Origin of the sequence: Brevundimonas sp. NPDC046655 (assembly GCF_044901625.1) — a bacterium.
GTDB lineage: Bacteria > Pseudomonadota > Alphaproteobacteria > Caulobacterales > Caulobacteraceae > Brevundimonas.
The window spans coordinates 38,906-58,413 of record NZ_JBJDPV010000007.1; the positions used below are offsets into that span (position 1 = coordinate 38,906).

Here is a 19,508-nt window from a genome sequence, read left to right on the forward strand (position 1 = left end):
CACAATTCTACACCTGAGACGATGACGTTACGGCAAGATTAATTCCCAAATAACACAGTTCGCGAGAAAGATCGTGTTCCGCAAGGTCAACTTTCGCTTCATCACGACCACGGATCACCAGCTGGGTTCCGACCGGTCCGTCGCCGCCCAAGCCGAAGGGATAGCTGCCGAACGACAGGTCCGGACGAGCCTCTGCGGCGGCCCTCAGAACCTCGGCGACGACCCCCTCGCCGACGCCTTCGACCCGGATCGTCCTGGCATGGACCACGGCCCCCGTGCGCAGACGCGGGACCACGTCCTGCAGCATGGCCTCCATGATCTTCGGCACGCCGGCCATGACGAAGACATTGCCGATCTGGAACCCCGGCGCATCCGTCACCGGATTGGCGATCAGGGTCCCGCCGTCAGGAATGCGCGCCATGCGCCGGCGCGCGGCGTTGAACTCGCTAGGTCCGTAGCGTCGCTCCAGAACGGCCACGGCGTCAGGGTGCTCGTTCACCGGTACGCCGAAGGCGGCCCCGACGGCGTCGGCGGTAATGTCGTCATGGGTCGGACCAATGCCGCCCGTCGTGAACACGTAGTCATAGGTCGCGCGCAGGGCGTTCAGCGCCTCCACGATCTGCGATTGCCGGTCGCCGACCGTGCGCGCCTCCATCAGGTCGATCCCCAAGGCCGCCAGAAATCGGGCAATGGTGTTCAGGTTGGTGTCCCGCGTCCGACCGGACAGGATTTCATCCCCGATAATCAGAACGGCGGCGGTGGGGGCGGCTTGATCGGTCATGATCTGCAGATAGGCGCCGCCTTCCGCCGCGTCATCGTCTCCGCCTGACGGGGTTGAGCTTTTGTGCTAGTCTCGCCATCTGACGTCTAAGAAACAGCCGCCCTCCCTTTCGTCGCGGCGCCCGAAAGCAGATCATGTACGAGACCCCCGACCTGGATACCGACGCCTTCGTCCGCAGCCATGAAATCCGCATCCATGACGCGGAGGCCTTCGAGGGCATGCGCAAGGCCGGACGTCTGGTGGCCGAGGCTCTGGACATGATCGGCGAGCATGTGAAGCCCGGCGTCACCACCGGCGAACTGGACGATCTGGTGCGCGAGTTCACCCTGGCGCGCGGCGGCGTCCCCGCCTGCCTCGGCTACAAGGGCTACACCCGGACGATCTGCACCTCGATCAACCACGTCGTCTGCCACGGCATTCCGGGCGACAAGGTTCTGAAGGAAGGCGACATCGTCAACATCGACCACACCGTCATCGTCGACGGCTGGCATGGCGACTCGAGCCGCATGTATCCGGTCGGCGAGATCAACGCCCGGTCCAAGAAGCTGATCGACGTCACCTATGAGGCGCTGGAGCTGGGTCTGGCCCAGGTCAAGCCCGGCGCCACCTTCGGCGACATCGGCTACGCCATCCAGAAATTCGTCGAGGCCCAGCGCATGAGCGTGGTGCGCGACTTCTGCGGTCACGGCATCGGCCGCGTCTTCCACGACAGCCCCAACGTCCTGCACTACGGCCGCCGCGGCGAGGGCGCCGTGCTGAAGCCCGGCATGTTCTTCACCGTCGAGCCGATGGTGAACCTGGGCAAGCCGGCGGTGAAGGTGCTGTCCGACGGCTGGACCGCCGTGACCCGCGACAAGTCCCTGTCGGCCCAGTGCGAGCACACCATTGGCGTGACCGAGGACGGCCTGGAAATCTTCTCGGCCTCGCCGAAGGGCCTGTTCCGCCCGAAATTCTGAGCTAGTCTCCCCTTCGGGGGAGGCTGATGCTCGATCAACCGCCGGAAAAGCCGCAGGCCAAGCCGCACCACGCCGGTCATCGCGAACGGCTGCGCGAACGCGCGCGCGGCGCCGGCATCCACCACCTGCCCGATTATGAGCTGCTGGAGCTGTTTCTGTTCCGCAGTCAGCCGCAGGGCGACGTCAAGCCCATCGCCAAGGCCCTGCTGACTCGCTTCGGCTCGCTGGCCGCCGTCCTGGCCGCCTCGGTCGAGGACTTGATGACCGTGCGCGCCGAGGACTCGCGCGGCCGCTCCAAGGGTGTCGGCGCCGAGACCGCCCTGGACCTGGCCGCCCTGCACGAGGTCTCGCGCCGTGTGGCCAAGGAGGAGGCCAACAAACGCACCGTCATCTCGTCCTGGACGGCCCTGCTGGCCTATGTCCGCCTGTCGCTGCAGCACGAGCCGCGCGAACAGTTCCGCGTCCTCTACCTCGACAAGAAGAACCAGCTGATCCTCGACGAGATCCAGAACCGGGGCACGGTGGATCACGCCCCCGTCTATCCGCGCGAGGTGGTGCGCCGAGCGCTGGAGCTGTCGGCCAGCGCCATGATCATCGTCCACAACCACCCCTCGGGCGACCCGACCCCCAGCCGCGCCGACATCGACATGACCAAGCAGGTGATCGAGGCCGCCCGCTCGCTCAGCCTCCAGGTCCACGACCACCTCATCGTCGGCCGCGAAGGCGTGGCCAGCTTCAAGCAACTGGGTTTGATGTGACCATCCTGACCACCGACCGCCTGACCCTGACGCCGGTCGCCGTCGGCGACATGGACGACCTGATCGGCCTGTGGGCCGACGCCGACTTCACCCGCCACATCATGGGGCGCGGCCTGTCTGAGGAAGAGGTCTGGTTCCGGCTGTTGCGCGATATCGGCCACTGGCAGGCCAAGGGGTACGGCAACTGGTCGATCCGCGAGACGGATACGGGCGCCTATGTCGGCAGCGTCGGGGTGCTGGACTATCGCCGCGACATGACGCCGCCGTTCGACGCGCCGGAACTGGGCTGGGGCGTGGCCCCCGCCTTTCAGGGTCAAGGCCTGGCGCTTGAAGCCCTGCAGGCCGCCCTGGCCTGGACCGACGCCTATCGGCTGGAGCCGCGCACCGTCTGCATGATCTCGCCCGACAACGCCCCCTCGGTGAAGCTGGCGGAGCGCGCCGGCTACCGGCCCTATGCCGAAGCCGACTACAAGGACTCGCGCGTCACCCTGTTTGAACGACCCCGCGCGGTTGCGGGCTGACAGACGGCGCAGACCTCTCTAGGTTTTACAGTTCAGATCCGATCTTCCGGTTTCGAGAGTAGCTTCATGCCCATGTCCGTCGACGTCCTTCGCGCCCATCTGGTCGAGGCCTTCCCCGATGCGGACATCGCCATCGAGGACCTGGCCGGCGACGGCGACCACTATCGCGCCCGGATTGTCTCTGCGGCTTTCAAGGGCCTGCCGCGTGTGCGTCAGCACCAGTTGGTCTACGGCGCGTTGAAGGGTCAGATGGGCGGCGAGTTGCACGCCCTCGCGCTGGAGACCTCCGCCCCTGCCGAGGCGGGCTGACCCATGCGCTATCGTCCGTTCGGCGGCACCGGCGCGGCGGTCTCGAACCTGACCCTCAGCCTCGGGCATGAGGCCTTGGGGCGGGGACGCGCGGCCCTCAGCGAGTTGATCTTCACCGCGCTCGAAGCAGGGGTGAACAGCTATCACCTCGAGAACGCCGACCCGGTCCTGGCCGAGATCGTCGGCGAGGCCCTCGGCCATGTCGAGCGTCGCCTGGTCTGCGTCGGCCTCACCCTGGGCGTCGGCGACGGGCGTAAAAAGGGCTTTCGTGACTTCTCGGCCGAGGGCCTGAGCGGATCGATCGACCGCGCCCTGCACGCCTCGGGTCTGGGCTGGTTCGACGTCGCCGTGCTGGACGAACCCGCCGACGATGAACTGCCCCAGGCTTCGCTGATCGTGCTGAAGGCCCAGCGCAAGGCCGGTCACGTCAAGCTGCTCGGCGTGTCGGGCGACGCGCCCGTGATGGACGTCTATGTCTCGACCGGGGCCTTTGACGTTCTCTACACCCCCTTCCACGCCAATGTGGAATGGCGCATCCGCTCGCGAATGCGAGCCGCGCGCGAACGCGACATGGCGGTCTTCACCTACGACTACTTCCCTGAAAGCCTGTCGACCGAACGCAAGGCGGCGGGCGCGGGCGCAGCGCCCAAGAAGAAGGGCCTGTTCGGTTTCGGCGCCAAGCCCGTCGATCCGGGCCTGGCCAACGCCGGCTCCTTCGCCTTCCTGCACCAGACGCCGAACTGGAAGGCCGAGGAAATCTGCCTGGCCTTCACCTTGACCGACCCGGCCATCGCCAGCGTCATGGTGGACGCCGTCAATCCAGAGCGGATGGAGGCTCTGGCGGCCGTACCTGAGCGCGATCTGCCGCCCGGCCTGTCAGCCCAGATCGAGATGGCGCGCGTGGGCTCGGCGGCGGCTTAACCGCCCACAGCGACGAACGGCCCGTTGAGGAAGCCCGGCTTGCGATAGGCCAACCGCGCCCCGTCCGCCCCCAGGACGCGGCCCCCGGCCGCTTCCAGCACCGCCTGCCCGGCGGCCGTATCCCATTCGGATGTCGGCCCGGTGCGCGGATAGGCGTCGAAACGGCCCTCGGCGATGAGGCAGAACTTCAACGACGAGTCCGTGCCCTGCCACCGGCTGCAGCCGTGACGCGCGGCCAGCCGCGCCGCCTCCTCGTCGGTCATGCTGTGGCTCAGCAAGGCGACGCCTTCGGCCGGACGGTCGCGCACCTTGATCGGCCGCCAGGCCTCGCCGAAGGCGCGGCGCACGGCCCCCTTGCCCGGTGTGGTCGAGGCCCAGGTCACCCCCGTGGCTGGGGCCGTCACCACGCCCGCGACAGGGGCGTCGCCGCGCATCAGGGCGATGTTGACGGTGAAGCTCTCGCGGCCCTGGACAAAGCCCTTGGTGCCGTCCAGCGGGTCGATGAGCCAGAACCACTCTCCCACCGAAGCCGGCGCGCCGTCGGCGGCCACGGCCTCCTCAGCCACCGCCTGAACCTCAGGCCAGCGCTCGGCCAGCCGCTTCAGGATCAGGGCCTCGGCGGCACGGTCGGCCTCGGTCACCGGGCTGGCGTCGGACTTGGTCTCGACCGCCGTGTCGGCCCGCCAGTACGGCAGGATCAGACGCGCAGCCTCCTCGGCGATGTCGGCGATGGTCTCGGCGAGGGCGCCGGAAGCGAGGTCGGTCTCAAGAGCGTGCGTCATGTCTTCGCCTCGATAGCCCATGCGACCGGTTTCAAGAACCGGCAAATCAGGTCAGCCTTAACCATTCCATCCAGAAGACCGCCCGAACGATGACCCTCCCTGACCTAGCTATTCCCTCGGCCGACCTCGCCGCCGCCGACCTGCCCGTGGGCGGCGCCGAACTGGCGGCCTTCATCGCTGGAAAGCTGTGCCACGACTTCATCAGCCCGGCCGGCGCCATCATGTCGGGGCTGGACCTGCTGGAGGACCCCACCGCCCAGGATATGCGCGACGACGCCATGAGCCTGATCCGCCAGAGCGCGAAGAAGATGGTGGCCCACGTCCATTTCGCCCGCGTCGCCTTCGGCGCCGCCACCACCAGCGAACACTTTGTCTCGGCCGAGCTGCGCGGCCTGGTCGCCAACCTGTCCGAAGGCGGACGCGCCACGCTGGACTGGCGCATCGACGACGGCCAGACGCTCACCAAGCCCGAGGCCCGCATCCTGGTCAATCTGGCCTGGATGGCCCTTGGCGCCCTGCCGACCGGCGGCGTGGCGACCATCACCGCTCGCCGTGAAAGCGACCGTCTTCTGCTGATCGGATCGGCCGAGGGGAACCGCGCGCGGCTCAAGCCCGAGGCCCTGACCGGGCTCGGCGGGCAGCGCCTGACCGAGGGTCTGGCCGGTCAGTGGATCCAGCCCTACTGGCTGTGGCTGGCCGTCAACGAGGCGGGAGGACGCCTCGATGTCGCCAGCGACGAGGGCCGCGTCGGTCTGATCGCCCGCATTCCGGCTTGATCGCGGCCCGTTCCAATCGTCCGTTAACCCCCAGGAACGATCATGGCGCGAGCCGCGCTTTGATTGTGCGCGCAGCGGGATAGAGCCCTTGGACCTCAAGACCTGTTTGATCGTCGATGACAGCCGGATCATCCGCAAGGTCGCGCGCCGCATCATCGAGGACCTTGGCTTCGAGGTCGATGAAGCCGCCGACGGCGCCGAGGCCCTGACCTACTGCATGGGCCTGATGCCCCAGGTGGTCCTCCTGGACTGGCAGATGCCGGTCATGGACGGTCTCAGCTTCTTGCGTCGCCTGCGCGACCTGCCTGGCGGCCGCGTACCCAAGGTGTTGTTCTGCACGATCGAGACCCGCGCCGACCGGATTGCAGAAGCCCTGTCCGCAGGGGCCGACGATTATGTTATGAAACCCTTCGACGGCGAGATCCTTCATTCCAAACTCGCCGAAGTGGGAGCTGTTCAGTCGCCGTCATGACGCCGGAGGATTTCGATCGCCTTCAGACCTTGCTGGCGTCCCGCGCCGGCTTTCGGCTGTCGCGCGACCGGATGCATCTGGCCGAGCATCGGCTGGGCCCCGTGGCGCGCCGCGAGGGCTACCACAATGTCGAGGCCATGCTGGCGACGCTGTGGAACAAGCCGGTCGCCTCGCTTGGCTGGGCGGTGATCGAAGCCCTGCTGAACGGCGAAACCTGGTTCCGCCGCGACCGCGCCGTTTTCGACGTCTTTGCGCGTGAACTGATGCCGGCCCTGACCGCCGCCCGGCCCGGCGGCAAGGTGCGGCTGTGGTCCGCCGGCGCCTCGACTGGTCAGGAGGCCTATTCCCTGGCCATCGCCGCCCTGGAGAACAGGGCCGACGTGGAAATCCTCGCCACAGACCTGTCGCGCCTGTCGATCGAAAAGGCGCATTCGGGCCTCTACACCTCGTTCGAAATCCAGCGTGGGCTGTCGGCCCGCACCATGCTGCGCTGGTTCGAACAAGCCGATGAACAATGGCGCGCCCGTCCCGAGCTGCGCAGCGCGGTGAAATTCGAACGCGCCAACCTGCTCGACGAACCAGCCGACGAGCGCCAGTTCGACGTCATCTTCTGCCGCCATGTGCTCTGCGATCTGGAGCCCGAACGCCGCGCTCAGGTGCTGGACCGCCTGGAGCGCCAGCTGGTGGACGACGGCTGTCTCTTCCTCGGGGTCGACGAGCGGCCTGAGGGCGACAGCGTCGCCTTCCGTCCGGTCGCCGGCCGCAAGGGCCTGTATGTGAAGGCCCCATCGGCGGTGCGCCGCGCCGCCTAGGCCGTCAGCAGGCCTTCGGCCGCTGCCGCCTTGACCCGCACCTGCGGAACCTCGCTGAAAACCAGATCGCTGACGCCGAAATACTCGGCCTGATTCAGGGCGCACCAGTCGGTAGTGACCAGACGGATGGTTGCCCTGCCCGCGACATCGCTCACCGCGCCATAGACGAAGTCGCCGTTGCGCTCGGCCAGGGGCATGGGTCGATCCTGGTTGGCTCGCGCCATGAAGCCCGCCAGGCGTTCAACCGGGACCTCGGCGACCATCAGCTTGCCGTCGAAGCGCACAACGGCGTCGAACTCATAACGCGTCACCGGCCCCGCCGGCAGGCCGGTCCCCAGGGTGGTGTGGCCGATGAAGCCCGCCTCGGCGTCCACCGCTCTCGCCAGCGCGGCGGCGGCGGCCCGGCCGGTTTCACCCAGACTCATCGCGCGCGGACTGACGCCCAGCACCGCCCTTTCCTCGTCGGTCAGATGCGTCGCCAGGGTCGTCGCGATCAGATCGGCGACGCGCGCCGATGGCGCGGCTTCGCGATCCACCGCCGTGGAGCCGACCGTGATCCGCCCGTCGTCGAACAGGGTCGCCGTGGAGTAGGCGTTGCTCCACGACCCGGTGTGGGCATAGGCGCTGCGGCCCTGTTCATGCTGGAATAGCAGATGGTTGTGTCCGCCGATCATCAGCGCCCCTTCGGGCAGAAGGGGCAGGATGTCGCGATCCCCCGCCACCCCGGCATGGCTCATCACCAGCATCAGGTCGGCCCCGTCCAGCAGCCGGGCCAGGTTCGCCTGCGCCCAGTCGCCCGGTTCCGGGATCGACAGCCAGTCGCGGCTGGCCTTGGGATAGGTGTTCAGCGAATCCGTCCCCGCCCCGACGATGCGCAGCGAGCGCTGGCCCAACGGCACGGTCACGGCGGCCTCGGCATAGGGCTGGCCGGTGCGTGCATCGAGGATGTTGCTGACCACCAGAACGCCCAGCGACCGCATCCGCGCCACCACCTCATGCAGGTCCGGCGTCAGGTCGTTGTCGTGGTTGCCCAGGTTCACCACCGTGGGCGCCAGCTTCGGCAGTTCGCCCAGGAAGGCCCAGTCGATGGCTCCGCCTGAGCGCACCGAGACGACGTTGCCGTGCTCGAAGATGTCGCCGTCGATGGCGATCAGGTGCGGAACGTCCGATCCTGCGATTTCGGCCTCCAGCGCCGCCAGCAGCTGTCCCGTCCGCTCATAGGCCGAGTGCAGGTCGGACATGGCCAGAACCCGACCGATCGCCTGCGCGCCCGCCGACGGGGCCGACGCCCCCAGGCCCGGCGCTACGACGGCGACGGCCATCAGCTGAAACAGGCGACGGCGGTGAAGGCTGGAAGTCGGCATGCGCAGGTCCCTGTCAGGCCGCGCCCGGCGCGTCGAGAGTTTCCTCGCCAGAGGCGGCGCAGCCCTGCCGTTTCGCATGGGACATTGCGCCGCACAATGCCGGGACGCCCCCGTCATCGCCTGATGCGTCAGGTTTTCCGGCAGCGTGTCCGTGTCGCGAAAGCTTCATCGAGCCAGCGCTATCGAAGCTGGCAAAAGCGTCGCCGCAGACCTAGGCCCCTCGCCAGTTTCAACGAGGACCCTCCCCCCATGTCCCCTCGCCTCTCCGCTCTCGCCGCTTCCGCCAGCGGCCTCGCCCTGCTCCTCGCCGCCCCGGCCATGGCCCAGACCGCTGACGCCGCCGCCGAGCAGGCCGTCGCCGTCGACGAGATCGTCGTCACCGCCCAGCGCCGCAGCGAGAACATCCGCGACGTGCCCTTCGCCGTCACGGCGATGAACACCGAGACCCTGACCGCCATCTCGGCCGGCGGCGCCGACATCCTCAGCCTGTCGGGCCGCGTGCCCAGCCTGCAGGTCGAGAGCTCGAACGGCCGCTACGCCCCGCGCTTCTACATCCGCGGCCTCGGCAATGTGGACTTCGACTTCACCGCCTCTCAGCCCGTCTCCATGGTCATGGACGACATCGTGCTGGAGAGCGTCTACCTGAAGGGCTTCCCCCTCTTCGACGTGAAGCAGCTGGAAGTGTTGCGCGGTCCGCAAGGCACCCTGTTCGGCCGCAACACCCCGGCGGGCGTGATCAAGATCGACACCACCAAGCCGGGCGACGACTTCACCGGCTACGGCTCGCTGACCTACGGCAACTACGGTTCGACCCGCGCTGAAGCCGCCGTCACCCTGCCCGCCTCGGACACCCTGTCGGTCCGCGTCGCCGCCCTGTGGAACCACCGCGACGACTACATCAACAACGCCTATGACGCCCCCTTCGCCAAGAAGGACGGCAAGGATCTCGGCAATTTTGACGACATCGCCGGCCGCGTTCACGTCGCCTGGACCCCGACCGACCGCCTGTCGACCCTACTGACCCTGCAGGCCCGCGACTACGAGGGCACAGGCACGATGAACCGCGCCAACGCCCTGACCAAGGGCTCCAACAAGCTGAACGACAACTTCGACCGCGAGACGGTCTGGTACGACGGCGGCCGCAACAACTTCCAGAAGCAGCAGACCACCTCGCAGTCGCTGCAGGTCGCCTATGATTTCGGTCCCGCCACCCTGACCGGCGTGGTCGGCTCCTATCAGGGCTCCAGCCAGGGCGACGGCGACATCGACGGCGGTGTGGCCTCGGCCCCCGCAGGCTCCGGCTACAAGACCCCGTTCAACGTCGAGTCCGGCACCCTCTCCAGCGACCTGCTGCAGAACACCTATGAACTGCGCCTGGCCTCGAACGGCGACGGCCGTCTGGGCTGGCAGGTCGGCGCCTTCTACTGGGACGAGCGCATCAACCTGGTGTCCGGCACCTTCAACGGCACGGGCGGTCTGATCCCGACCAAGGCCACCGACATCGTGCAGAAGTCGGACTCCTGGTCGATCTTCGGTCAGGCCAACTATCAGGTCACCGACGCCTTCAAGATCACCGGCGGCGTGCGCTACACCGACGACAGCCGCGACTACCACGGCAAGATCGTGATCGGCACGACGGCCAACGCCGAGGGCCGGGTCTCGGTCGGCGACGAGCAGGTCAGCTGGGACGTCAGCGCCCTCTATGAAGTCAACGACAGCCTGAACCTGTTCGCCCGCGTGGCCAGCGGCTATCGCGGTCCGTCGATCCAGGGCCGCAACCTTCCGGTCCTGACCACGGCCGAGTCCGAGACCGTCATGTCCTACGAGGCCGGCCTCAAGTCCCGCCTGTGGAACGGCCGCGCGCGTCTGAACGCCACGGCCTATCTGTATGACGTCAAGGACATGCAGTTCACCGCCATCGGCGGCATCGACAACTCCAACCGCCTGATCAACGCCGACAAGGGTCAGGGCTACGGCCTGGAGATCGACGGCGACGTCTATCTGGGCGCCGGCTTCACCCTGGCGGGCGGCGTGGCCTGGAACCACACCGAGATCAAGGACAAGGACCTTCTGGTCGCCATCTGCGGCAACCACCTGTGCACCATCACTGATCCGATCGTAAAGGTGGGCGCCAGCGACCGCGCCGCCATCGACGGCAACCCCTTCCCCCAGGCGCCGGAGTATTCGGCCAACCTGACCCTGTCCTACGTTCGCCCCATCGGCGACGCCCAGGAGCTGTTCGCCTCGACCGACTGGGTGATGCAGAAGGACTTCAACCTCTTCCTCTATGAGGCGGTCGAGTTCCGTCAGGACACCAACTTCGAAGGCGGCCTGCGCGCAGGTTGGCGCGACCTGAGCCGCGGCCTGGAGGCGGCAGCCTACGTCCGCAACCTCACGGACGAGGCCAACGTCATCGGCGCGATCGACTTCAACAACCTGACGGCCTTCGTCAACGAGCCGCGCATGTACGGCGTGGAGCTGTCGAAGCGCTTCTAGGCCTTCACGGCAGATCGCATCGGAGGGCGGCGGCGGGGCGACCTGCCGCCGCCCTCTTGCCATCCGACGCCAGCTTGGCCTTACTGTCTCCGGGATCGGGGGGAGTATCTTCTACAATGCGGCTGGCCTTGCTGTTGGGATCGTTGACGCTCGCCTTCTTGCTGGCGGTCTGGACCACTCAGGTTCCGCGCCCCCGTCCCCTGGTTGCGCCCGTCGCCGCCTTCTCGGCCGCGCGGGCCATGACCGACATCGTGCAGATCGCCCGCGCCCCGCACCCGGTCGGCTCGGCCGAGCACGCCCGCGTCCGCGCCTATCTGAGCGACCGCATGACCCAGCTGGGCCTGTCGCCGGAGGAGCAAAGCGGGCCGCTGTCGCCCGGTTCGATCCGGCGGCTGAAGAAGGAAGGCGGCGATCCGCAGGCCGCGAACAATCAGGCCATCAATCTGATCGGCGTCCTGCCCGGAAAGGACCGCAGCCAGCCCGCCGTCATGCTGATGGCCCACTATGACACCGTGGTCGGCTCGCCCGGCGCGGCTGACGATTCCACCGGCGTCGGCGCCGTGCTGGAGGCCGTCCGCGCCATCAAGGCGCGCGGCCCCATCGAACGCGACCTGGTCGTCCTGCTGACCGACGCCGAGGAACTGGGTCTGGACGGCGCCCGCATCTTCTTCGGCGGGCACCCGCTACGCGACCGCATCGGGTCCGTGGTCAACCTCGAGGCGCGCGGCGGCGGCGGTCGCGCCGCCATGTTCGAAACCGGACGCGAGGCCGGCCCCACCGTCGACCTGTTCCGCCGCGCCGCCATGCGCGCCGACGGCGGGACCACCGCCACCTCCCTTGCTGTCTTCATGTATGAACAGATGCCCAACGGCACCGACTTCACCGTGCCCAAGGATCGCGGCGTCGGCGGGCTGAACCTCGCCTTCATCGGCCGCCCGGCCCAGTATCATGCGGCCGACTCCACCCCCGAAAATCTCGATCAGGGCGCCCTGCAGCATCTCGGCTCTCAGGCATTGGAGGCCGCCGACGCCCTGCTGCGCGCCCCCGCCCTGCCCGCCAAGGGACCGAACACCGTCTATGCCGACGTCTTCGGCCGCCTGATGCTCAGCCATTCGGCCGCCATGGGCTGGGGCCTCCTGGGCCTGGCCGCCCTGCTCGGCGGCTTCGCCGCCTGGCGCGCCCGACGCGCCACCGGCCTGACCGCCGCACAGGTCGGACGCGGCCTGCTGGACGGGCTGTGGTTCCTGTCCGCCGGACTGGTCCTGGCCCAGGCCGTGCGCCTGCTGGCCGGGCCGATGTCGAGCCGCGCCGCCTCGTCCGAAACCTACTATGTCCTTCTGCATCGCCTGCCCTGGATGGAGGCGGGCGCCGTCCTGACCATCCTCGCCCTGGCCCTGCTGTTCCTGACCGGGGCGCGCCGGTCGCGTCCGCGCGTGATCGCCGGGACCGTCGCCGTCCTGACGCTTCTGACCCTGCTGATCGGCGGCTTCAGCCCGGTCATGCTCGGCGCGGGCGTCATCGCCGCCGCCCTGTCGCTGTGGCCGGTCAAGGCCACCACCACGACCTGGGGCGCCTGGCTGGGCCTGATCGCCCTCGTCTTCCTGCTCGGTTGCGTGGTTCAGGGCGCAGCGCCCGAGGCCGCCCTGCTGTTCGTCTGGCCCGCCCTGCTGGCCGCCGTCGTCGCAGCGCTCGCCGCCCTGATCAGCCCCGGCCTGACGCGGCCCGTTGGCTTGATCCCCGCCGCCGTCGCGGGCGTGCTCGGCGGCGCCTGGCTCATGGGACTGGGCCATTTCGTCTTCCTCGGCGTCGGCATGGACCTGCCCGGCGCCCTGGCCCTGATCGGCCTGCTGGCCCTGCTCTTCCTGCGCCCCCTCAGCCCGCCGGTCAGCGGGGTCCGCCCGGTGCTGATCGGCGCGGCCGCCTGTCTGATCCTGGCCTGCGGTCTCAGCCTCGCCGCCCGTTTCGCCGAGCCTGCGCCCGCGGCGACGGAGACCCAGTCCTGACCGCCCGCTGGCGAAACCGCGTCCAACCGTCTATCGCAGCCTGATGTCCACCGATCCCGTTCTCGTCACCGGTTCCGCCGGCTTCATCGGCTTTCACACCGCCCGGCGGCTGCTGGAGCGCGGCGAGACGGTCATCGGTCTGGACAACCTCAACGCCTACTACGACCCGGCGCTGAAACACGCCCGTCTGGCCCAGCTTCAGACCTACCCCGCCTATCGCCACCACACCCTCGATCTGGCCGACCGCGACGGCGTCGCCGCCCTGTTCGCCGAGCACCAGCCGCGCCGCGTCGTCCACCTCGCCGCCCAGGCCGGGGTCCGCTACAGCCTCGAAGCGCCCGAGACCTATGTCGATTCCAACGTCGTCGGCTTCCTCAGCATCCTCGAGGGTTGCCGCGCCGTTGAGGCGACCAACCTGGTCTTCGCCTCGACCAGTTCGGTGTTCGGGGCCAACGCCGCCCTGCCGTTCTCGGTGCGTGACCCGGCCGACCACCCGCTGACCGTCTATGCGGCGACCAAGCTGGCCAATGAGGCCATGGCCCATTCCTACGCCCACCTGTTCGGCTTCCCGGCCACGGGCCTGCGCTTCTTCACCGTCTATGGGCCGTGGGGCCGCCCGGACATGGCCCTGTTTAAATTCACCCGCGCCATCCTCAAGGACGAGCCCATCGACGTCTACGGCGAAGGGAAGATGTCGCGCGACTTCACCTATGTCGACGACATCGTCACCGGCGTGATCGCGGCCCTGGACCGCCCCGCCGCCATTGACCCGACCTGGGACGCCACCGCCCCCAACCCGGCCACCAGCGGCGTCGCCCCCTGGCGCATCCTCAACCTGGGCGCCGGCCGCCCGGTCGCCCTGATGCGCTACATCGAGGTTCTGGAAGAGAAGCTGGGTCGCAAGGCGAAGCTGAACCTCATGCCCATGCAGGACGGCGACGTGGCCAATACCGAGGCGGATGTCGCCGACACCCTGAAAGCCCTCGACTACGCCCCCTCGACCCCGGTCGAGGACGGCGTCGGCCATTTCGTCGACTGGTACTGCAACTTCTATCACGAGAACTGAAGCGCGCGGACGCGCGCTTGCCTCAGAATTCGATTGTCTGGAAAGCCTTGGTGGAGCCGAGGGGATCGCATTGGGGTCGGGTTCGTCGGTCATGAGGATACTCTGCGACTCGTAGTTTCGAGGCGGCAGCAGAGTCCGATGTTTGGTGACGGTCAACGTCCCGAACGGTGCCGCATGACCGTCGTTGACGTCGGGCGCGGGCGGCCACAACATCAGCAAGCCGTGGTCGATTGGCTACACCGGTTGTTAAGGTGGTGGCATCTCGTTCAGCGGCATTACGAACATCTGGCTGTAGCCTTGATGGCCATCGCTGGTGGTGAAGACGACGAACTCCTCGCCGGCGTGTTCTGCGGCCTCACGCACCAATTCGCTGAACTCTTCGATGTGCCCTGGTTTGCCGATCAGAACGAAGCCGTCCTTGTCCTGCCGAATGTCATAGGCAGGAGATGACTCCAGTAGCTTGTCGAGCAGCCGTCCCATGTTGGAAGAGAACCATCCTCAAGGGCATGGTTCAAGCTCGCCGGCGCGGGACGCCAGCGCGCCTCTAGGGAGTCATCAGGCTCAAGCCTGGCCAATGCCTCGTCAACGCCCCTGCACGGCCTCTGTGACCGTCTCTGACGTTCTCCAGGGCATCTATGCACCATCGGCTTCCTTGGCCTCTGCGAAGGCTCTGTAGACGCTCGCACGACTGATCTGGAGGCTCTCCATGATCTCGTTGATCGAGCGGCCTGACGCTTTCATCTGAAGCACCTCGGGAGCCTTGGCGCGGGCAGTCGGTGCGCGTCCGCGATACCTCCCCTCGGCCTTGGCCTTGGCCACTCCGATTTTCTGCCTTTCCAGCATGACGCTGCGTTCCCACTGACTCACGGCGCCTAGCACTTGGAGGATGAGCACGCCGGTCGCGGTCGAGGTATCGACGCCCATGCTCATGATCCGAAGGGTCACGTTGCGAGCCTTCAGGTCTTCGACGATCCGCAGAAGGTCGGTGACGCTCCTGGCCAAGCGGTCGGGCTTCGTCACGATGAAGGTGTCGCCATCGCGGCACCAATCGAGGGCGGCGCGAAGTTGTGGACGCTGGGCGTCAACGCTGCTCACATGCTCCTGAAAGACCTTGGTGGCGCCGGCGGCTTGGAGTTCGGTGACTTGAGCATGCAGCCCAGCCTCCTGCTCGACCGTCGAAGTCCTCGCATATCCAACCAAGGCGCCCGTCATTCATCCTCCTCACATGACCTTTAGGCATTGTGACACAGGGCGTCTCAAAAGGCGATTATAATGCGTGTGAGACAGTCTGGAGAGCTATCCCAGCGTCTCACGAGGGCGTGGGCTTATGAGAGACGTCAGGCGTTCCTGATGGCTCGCTCTATCGGATCGTATCCGAGGTGGGCAACCACAGGAGCACATCGAGAAGCTCGCGTGACGCTTCGCGGTCGATGGAGCGGATCGTGCGGCTTTCGCCCCAAAGCCCAGCCGTCAGTTCGATGAGGTTGAGATAGTGGAGGTCAGTCTTTCGAGAGCGGTGCTTCGCGGGGTCCGTTCGAAACAGTTCGAATGCTTGGCGAAGCGTCTTGTCCGCTGGCGACGCCGGAGGCGGCGGCGCGGGCTTCGGTCGCTTGGACGGCGCGGCAATAACTGGGCGAACCCCGTGAACCTCGATGTCCCGCCACTCCTGCTCGAACGCCGCCGCAACGATCCGAGCTTTGCGGACAGCATCAGCCCGATAGCCAGTGCCCAGAGACTTCATGACGTGCGTCTTGCCGATGATCCCGGCCAACGGTCGAGGGACACGAAGACGAAGGTAGTAGGTCGATCCCCGAACGATCAAACCTGACGATTGCCGCCGCCCATGAGGGGACCGTGGAGAGGGTCGAAGAGGCCATTCAGACGGTGTGTGCGACGAGGTGGTGCTACACCCGCTCGACGATGAACTGACTGTTGCCGCACGCTTTTTCGACGGTCGTTGAGATACCGTGTGACACAGCGTGGTGTCAGAATTATCGCCTGTTTCCGGCCAACCCCTTGATATAACAGGGATTGGTGGAGCCGAGGGGAGTCGAACCCCTGACCTCGTCATTGCGAACGACGCGCTCTACCAACTGAGCTACGGCCCCGACCGACAGGCAGATGCCGGAGATAGAGGGCGGCGCGGGGGGGTGTCAACGGGTCGCGGAGGAATCCTTGGCGTTCCCGCAAGGCCCCGCTAGAAACAGGTCTGCTTTCAAGGGAATTGGTTCATGGGCATCGGCGCCGGCGTCATCGGCTTCATCTTCTTCGTGCTGGGCGCGCTGCTGCAGCTTCTGCTGTTCGCCATCATCGCCAATGCGATCCTCAGCTGGCTGTTCGCCTTTGACGTGATCAACTATCGCAACCGCTTCGTGGCCCAGGTGGCCGAGTTCCTGGATCGGTTCACCAGCCCCATCCTGGCCCCGCTGCGCCGGATCATCCCGCCCCTGGGCGGCATCGACCTGACCCCGATCGTGGCCCTGCTGATCATCCAGGGCGTGCAAGGCTATCTGCTGCCGCCGCTGTATCAGGCGGCGCTGGGTCTGGCGGGCGGCTACTAGGTCGTTGAGACTCGGACACGGGCGGTCAGGAATCTTAATCCCGCCCCATTCCGCCCCTTGCGCCCGGCGGGCGGGCTCCTAAGGTGCGCGCGACGGGTCCCTGCGGGACCGCAGATTGCGCGTATTTATGACCACGATCAGGACAGTCGCCGTTATCGGCGCCGGGCAAATGGGTTCGGGCATCGCTCAGACGGTGGCCGCCGGCGGCTATGAGGTGCGGCTCTACGACCTGTCGGCCGAGCGCATGCCCCTGGCCCAGGGCGAGATCGCGGCCAGCCTGGCGCGGCGCGCCGCGCGCGGGCTGATGACCCAGGCCGACGCCGACGCGGCCCTGACGCGGATTCAGCCCGTCGCCTCGCTGGCCGAGGCGGCCCAGGCCGATCTGATCATCGAGGCCGCGTCCGAGGACGAGGCGGTGAAGAAGTCGGTCTTCGTCGACCTGCTGCCTCACCTACGTCCCGACACCCTGCTGGCGTCCAACACCTCGTCCATTTCGATCACGCGCCTGGCCTCGGTCAGCGACCGGCCCGACCGCTTCATCGGCCTGCACTTCATGAAGCCGGCGCCGACGATGAAGCTGGTCGAGATCGTGCGCGGCATCGCCACCTCGGCCGCCACCTATGAGGCCGCCGTCGCCTTCGCCGAGAGCCTGGGCAAGATCACCACCGAATCCGAGGACTTCCCCGCCTTCATCGTCAACCGCATCCTGGTGCCGATGATGAACGAGGCCATCTATGTCCTCTACGAAGGCGTCGGCAACGTCGCCTCGATCGACAAGGCGCTGAAGCTGGGCGCCAACCATCCGATGGGGCCGTTGGAGCTGGCCGACTTCATGGGTCTGGACGTGGTCCTGGCCATCATGAACGTGCTGTACGACGGTCTGGCCGACAGCAAGTACCGCCCCTGCCCCCTGCTGGTGAAGTACGTCGAGGCCGGCTGGCTGGGCAAGAAGAGCGGCCGCGGCTTCTACGACTATTCCGGCGCGACGCCGGTCCCGACCCGCTGATGCTGCGCCTCGACCGGATCGAGGACCTCCCGGGCCTCAAGCGCGTCGCGCCGCGCCGTTCGACCCAGAGGTTCGTGCTGGCCGCCCTGGCCGCCGCCGCCTGGCCGCCGCTGATCCTGACCCTGGTCGTCTGGCCGCCGGAAAACTGGGCCTCGGGCGTCGACACCGACTGGCGGCTGGTGTTGCTGGTGCTGGGCCTGATCGCCGCACCCGTGGGCCTGTGGCTGCTGCGACAGACCCATGAGCGGGTCGGCCGCCCCTCGACGCGTCTGGGCGTGGTCTGCCGCTTCATGGTCTTCGGCGGGCTGCTGGCCGCTGCCGTACAGACCCTGATCGCCCTGGTCATGTCCCTGCTGTCGGTGATCGCCTCGCAGAGCCTGGTGCAAGGGCTCGGCGCGCTGGAGACCACCCTGCTGATCTTCGGCGTCGCCGGTCTGCCGCTGGCTGTGCTGGTAGGCGTCAGCTACGCCCTGTGGGCCGGTCTGTGCGTGGCCTTCATCGCCTTCGCGCCCGCCCCCGTGGTCAAGGGCCGCATGGGCCTGATGCCGAACGGTCAGCCCTGAACATTACCGCGTTTTAAGGTGTCGGCGCCGCCCGCAGCCCGCATGACCGGTCTCCTCGACGGGGGAGAGCCGACCCATGACTGATCAGATCCTTCTCGCGGACAGCCCGCAGCCCGTGGCCGCCGGCGCGCGCATCCAGACCCTGGACGTGCTTCGCGGCGTGGCGGTGCTGGGCATCCTGGCGGTCAACGCCGCCGCCTTCGCCCTGCCCATGTCGGCGGCGATGTCGCCGGAGCAGTCGCCCTTCCCCCTGGTCGGCGCCGCTGCTGCGGCGCAGTGGACGGTCGAGGTCTTCTTCCACCAGAAGTTCGTCACCCTGTTTTCCATGCTGTTCGGCGTCTCGATCTTTCTGGTCGGCGGTCAACGCCGGGACGAAGCGCGCGGCCGCGTGCTGCGCCGCCGCCTGATGTGGCTGGCCCTGTTCGGCGTCATCCACGGCGCCGCCTTCTGGTACGGCGACATCCTGCTGCTCTACGCCTGGTCGGGCCTGTTCGTGATGCTGATGCGCTCGATGTCGGCGCGTTCGCTCATCCTGTTCGGAGCGGCGGCCACACTGGCCCTGGCCACCATGCAGGCCGCCACCATGTGGCTGACGGTCAACGGCCCCGCCGCCCTGGTCGAGGCCATGAGCGACGACAGCATGAACCTGGCCGAAGGCGCTGTCTCCGCCAGCATCGCCGCCTATCGCAGCGGCTGGCCCGCCGGCCTGATCGAGAACCTGAAAGCCTGGGGCATCCTGCAGAGCGCCAGCCTGTTCGGCTATGTCTTCGCCACCGTGCCGCTGATGATGCTGGGCCTGGGCCTGTTCAAGGCCGGCTTCTTCCATGGCCGCTTGCAGACCCGCGTCTATCTGGCCCTGCTCGCGGTCGGCGCCGCCGTCCTGGCCCTGCTCGGCGTCTTGGAATGGCGTGAAATCACGGCCGGCCCGGGCGTTGAAGCCACCCACGGCTGGGCCGAGGTCGTCGCCTCCTATCCGATCTTCATCACCCTGGCCTACGCCAGCGGCCTGATCCTGCTGACCTCGCGCGGCGTCATGTGGGTGCGCCGGATCTTCGCTCCGGTCGGCCAGATGGCCTTCACCAACTATCTAAGCCAGACGCTAATTATGAGCACCCTTTTCTACATGCCGTGGGGGCCGCGCCTGATGGGTCAGGTCGACTATCCGGCCCAGTGGGCCGTCGTCGTCGCCGTCTGGGCCCTGCAGTTGATCTGGTCTCCGCTGTGGCTGAGCCGCTTCCGCATGGGGCCGCTGGAGTGGCTGTGGCGCCGCCTCAGCTATGGCCACGATCTGCCTCTACGCCGCGCCGTCTGACCAAGACGCCGGACAGCAAGTTGCAGCCGGTCCGCCGATGGCTTAATCG

Annotated in this window: 21 protein-coding genes and 1 tRNA gene; 15 read left to right on the top strand and 7 right to left on the bottom strand. The window is 67.5% G+C overall.

Annotated features, from left to right (window positions below; genetic code table 11):
- Positions 1 to 7: 7 nt before the first annotated feature.
- Positions 8 to 781: a competence/damage-inducible protein A gene (locus ACI2KI_RS15935; RefSeq protein WP_404621638.1), complete on the bottom strand. Its 774-nt coding sequence runs from the start codon at positions 779 to 781 to the stop codon at positions 8 to 10.
- 134 nt (positions 782 to 915) lie between these two features.
- Here ACI2KI_RS15935 and map point away from each other — a divergent pair, with 134 nt between their 5' ends.
- The 5 genes from map to ACI2KI_RS15960 all read left to right on the top strand — a co-directional run bounded on the left by map (position 916) and on the right by ACI2KI_RS15960 (position 4,246).
- Positions 916 to 1,737, top strand: a complete 822-nt coding sequence (gene map, locus ACI2KI_RS15940) for a type I methionyl aminopeptidase (RefSeq protein WP_312064054.1) — start codon at positions 916 to 918, stop codon at positions 1,735 to 1,737.
- A gap of 26 nt (positions 1,738 to 1,763) precedes the next feature.
- On the top strand, positions 1,764 to 2,495 hold the full coding sequence (gene radC / locus ACI2KI_RS15945) for a DNA repair protein RadC (protein WP_404621640.1): 732 nt from the start codon (positions 1,764 to 1,766) through the stop codon (positions 2,493 to 2,495).
- The gene (locus ACI2KI_RS15950; RefSeq protein ID WP_404621642.1) at positions 2,492 to 3,016 is read left to right on the top strand and encodes a GNAT family N-acetyltransferase; all 525 of its coding nucleotides are present in this window, start codon (positions 2,492 to 2,494) and stop codon (positions 3,014 to 3,016) included. The genes radC and ACI2KI_RS15950 overlap by 4 nt, the downstream gene beginning before the upstream one ends.
- A 66-nt stretch (positions 3,017 to 3,082) precedes the next feature.
- Positions 3,083 to 3,325, top strand: a complete 243-nt coding sequence (locus tag ACI2KI_RS15955) for a BolA family transcriptional regulator (RefSeq protein ID WP_292084691.1) — start codon at positions 3,083 to 3,085, stop codon at positions 3,323 to 3,325.
- 3 nt (positions 3,326 to 3,328) lie between these two features.
- Positions 3,329 to 4,246, top strand: a complete 918-nt coding sequence (locus ACI2KI_RS15960; RefSeq protein ID WP_313102165.1) for an oxidoreductase — start codon at positions 3,329 to 3,331, stop codon at positions 4,244 to 4,246.
- Here ACI2KI_RS15960 and cysQ read toward each other — a convergent pair.
- Positions 4,243 to 5,028 carry a 3'(2'),5'-bisphosphate nucleotidase CysQ gene (gene cysQ, locus ACI2KI_RS15965; protein ID WP_404621645.1) on the bottom strand — a complete coding sequence of 262 codons (786 nt, stop codon included), beginning with the start codon at positions 5,026 to 5,028 and terminating at the stop codon, positions 4,243 to 4,245. The two genes, ACI2KI_RS15960 and cysQ, sit on opposite strands and share 4 nt — an antisense overlap.
- An 89-nt stretch (positions 5,029 to 5,117) precedes the next feature.
- On the opposite strand from cysQ, the gene chpT reads away from it, so the two are divergent.
- From chpT to ACI2KI_RS15980, 3 genes are all read left to right on the top strand, one after another.
- Positions 5,118 to 5,804 (top strand): histidine phosphotransferase ChpT, encoded by a 687-nt coding sequence (gene chpT, locus ACI2KI_RS15970; protein WP_404621647.1) that lies wholly within the window; start codon positions 5,118 to 5,120, stop codon positions 5,802 to 5,804.
- Between the two features lie 88 nt (positions 5,805 to 5,892).
- Positions 5,893 to 6,276 (top strand): response regulator, encoded by a 384-nt coding sequence (locus ACI2KI_RS15975; RefSeq protein ID WP_292084686.1) that lies wholly within the window; start codon positions 5,893 to 5,895, stop codon positions 6,274 to 6,276.
- A complete protein-coding gene (locus ACI2KI_RS15980) occupies positions 6,273 to 7,088 on the top strand; it encodes a protein-glutamate O-methyltransferase CheR (RefSeq protein WP_292084685.1) in 816 nt (271 codons plus the stop codon). The genes ACI2KI_RS15975 and ACI2KI_RS15980 overlap by 4 nt, the downstream gene beginning before the upstream one ends.
- Here the strand turns inward: ACI2KI_RS15980 and ACI2KI_RS15985 are convergent.
- On the bottom strand, positions 7,085 to 8,452 hold the full coding sequence (locus ACI2KI_RS15985) for a metallophosphoesterase (protein WP_404621648.1): 1,368 nt from the start codon (positions 8,450 to 8,452) through the stop codon (positions 7,085 to 7,087). The genes ACI2KI_RS15980 and ACI2KI_RS15985 overlap by 4 nt on opposite strands.
- A 249-nt stretch (positions 8,453 to 8,701) precedes the next feature.
- On the opposite strand from ACI2KI_RS15985, the gene ACI2KI_RS15990 reads away from it, so the two are divergent.
- From ACI2KI_RS15990 to ACI2KI_RS16000, 3 genes are all read left to right on the top strand, one after another.
- Positions 8,702 to 10,948 (top strand): TonB-dependent receptor, encoded by a 2,247-nt coding sequence (locus ACI2KI_RS15990; protein ID WP_404621649.1) that lies wholly within the window; start codon positions 8,702 to 8,704, stop codon positions 10,946 to 10,948.
- Between the two features lie 116 nt (positions 10,949 to 11,064).
- On the top strand, positions 11,065 to 12,951 hold the full coding sequence (locus ACI2KI_RS15995; protein ID WP_404621651.1) for a M28 family peptidase: 1,887 nt from the start codon (positions 11,065 to 11,067) through the stop codon (positions 12,949 to 12,951).
- A 43-nt stretch (positions 12,952 to 12,994) separates the two neighbouring features.
- Positions 12,995 to 14,017 carry an NAD-dependent epimerase gene (locus ACI2KI_RS16000; RefSeq protein WP_404621653.1) on the top strand — a complete coding sequence of 341 codons (1,023 nt, stop codon included), beginning with the start codon at positions 12,995 to 12,997 and terminating at the stop codon, positions 14,015 to 14,017.
- A gap of 246 nt (positions 14,018 to 14,263) precedes the next feature.
- Here the strand turns inward: ACI2KI_RS16000 and ACI2KI_RS16005 are convergent, their stop codons facing one another.
- The 4 genes from ACI2KI_RS16005 to ACI2KI_RS16020 all read right to left on the bottom strand — a co-directional run bounded on the left by ACI2KI_RS16005 (position 14,264) and on the right by ACI2KI_RS16020 (position 16,125).
- Positions 14,264 to 14,497, bottom strand: coding sequence for a hypothetical protein (locus ACI2KI_RS16005; RefSeq protein WP_404621655.1), 234 nt, complete (start codon positions 14,495 to 14,497; stop codon positions 14,264 to 14,266).
- Positions 14,498 to 14,650: 153 nt separating this feature from the next.
- Positions 14,651 to 15,229, bottom strand: a complete 579-nt coding sequence (locus ACI2KI_RS16010; RefSeq protein ID WP_404621657.1) for a recombinase family protein — start codon at positions 15,227 to 15,229, stop codon at positions 14,651 to 14,653.
- A gap of 148 nt (positions 15,230 to 15,377) precedes the next feature.
- Entirely contained in the window at positions 15,378 to 16,088 is a 711-nt protein-coding gene (locus ACI2KI_RS16015) for a DUF6538 domain-containing protein (RefSeq protein WP_404621752.1), read from the bottom strand.
- Positions 16,050 to 16,125 (bottom strand) — tRNA-Ala (locus ACI2KI_RS16020). The genes ACI2KI_RS16015 and ACI2KI_RS16020 overlap by 39 nt, the downstream gene beginning before the upstream one ends.
- A gap of 123 nt (positions 16,126 to 16,248) precedes the next feature.
- On the opposite strand from ACI2KI_RS16020, the gene ACI2KI_RS16025 reads away from it, so the two are divergent.
- The 4 genes from ACI2KI_RS16025 (at position 16,249) to ACI2KI_RS16040 (ending at position 19,459) form a co-directional block, all read left to right on the top strand.
- Complete coding sequence (locus tag ACI2KI_RS16025) at positions 16,249 to 16,578, top strand: YggT family protein (protein ID WP_292084678.1); 330 nt, start codon at positions 16,249 to 16,251, stop codon at positions 16,576 to 16,578.
- A gap of 127 nt (positions 16,579 to 16,705) precedes the next feature.
- The gene (locus ACI2KI_RS16030; protein ID WP_404621659.1) at positions 16,706 to 17,584 is read left to right on the top strand and encodes a 3-hydroxybutyryl-CoA dehydrogenase; all 879 of its coding nucleotides are present in this window, start codon (positions 16,706 to 16,708) and stop codon (positions 17,582 to 17,584) included.
- Positions 17,584 to 18,147: a hypothetical protein gene (locus ACI2KI_RS16035; protein WP_312064076.1), complete on the top strand. Its 564-nt coding sequence runs from the start codon at positions 17,584 to 17,586 to the stop codon at positions 18,145 to 18,147. The genes ACI2KI_RS16030 and ACI2KI_RS16035 overlap by 1 nt, the downstream gene beginning before the upstream one ends.
- Before the next feature lie 76 nt (positions 18,148 to 18,223).
- Positions 18,224 to 19,459 (top strand): DUF418 domain-containing protein, encoded by a 1,236-nt coding sequence (locus ACI2KI_RS16040; RefSeq protein ID WP_404621661.1) that lies wholly within the window; start codon positions 18,224 to 18,226, stop codon positions 19,457 to 19,459.
- Positions 19,460 to 19,508 lie beyond the last annotated feature (49 nt).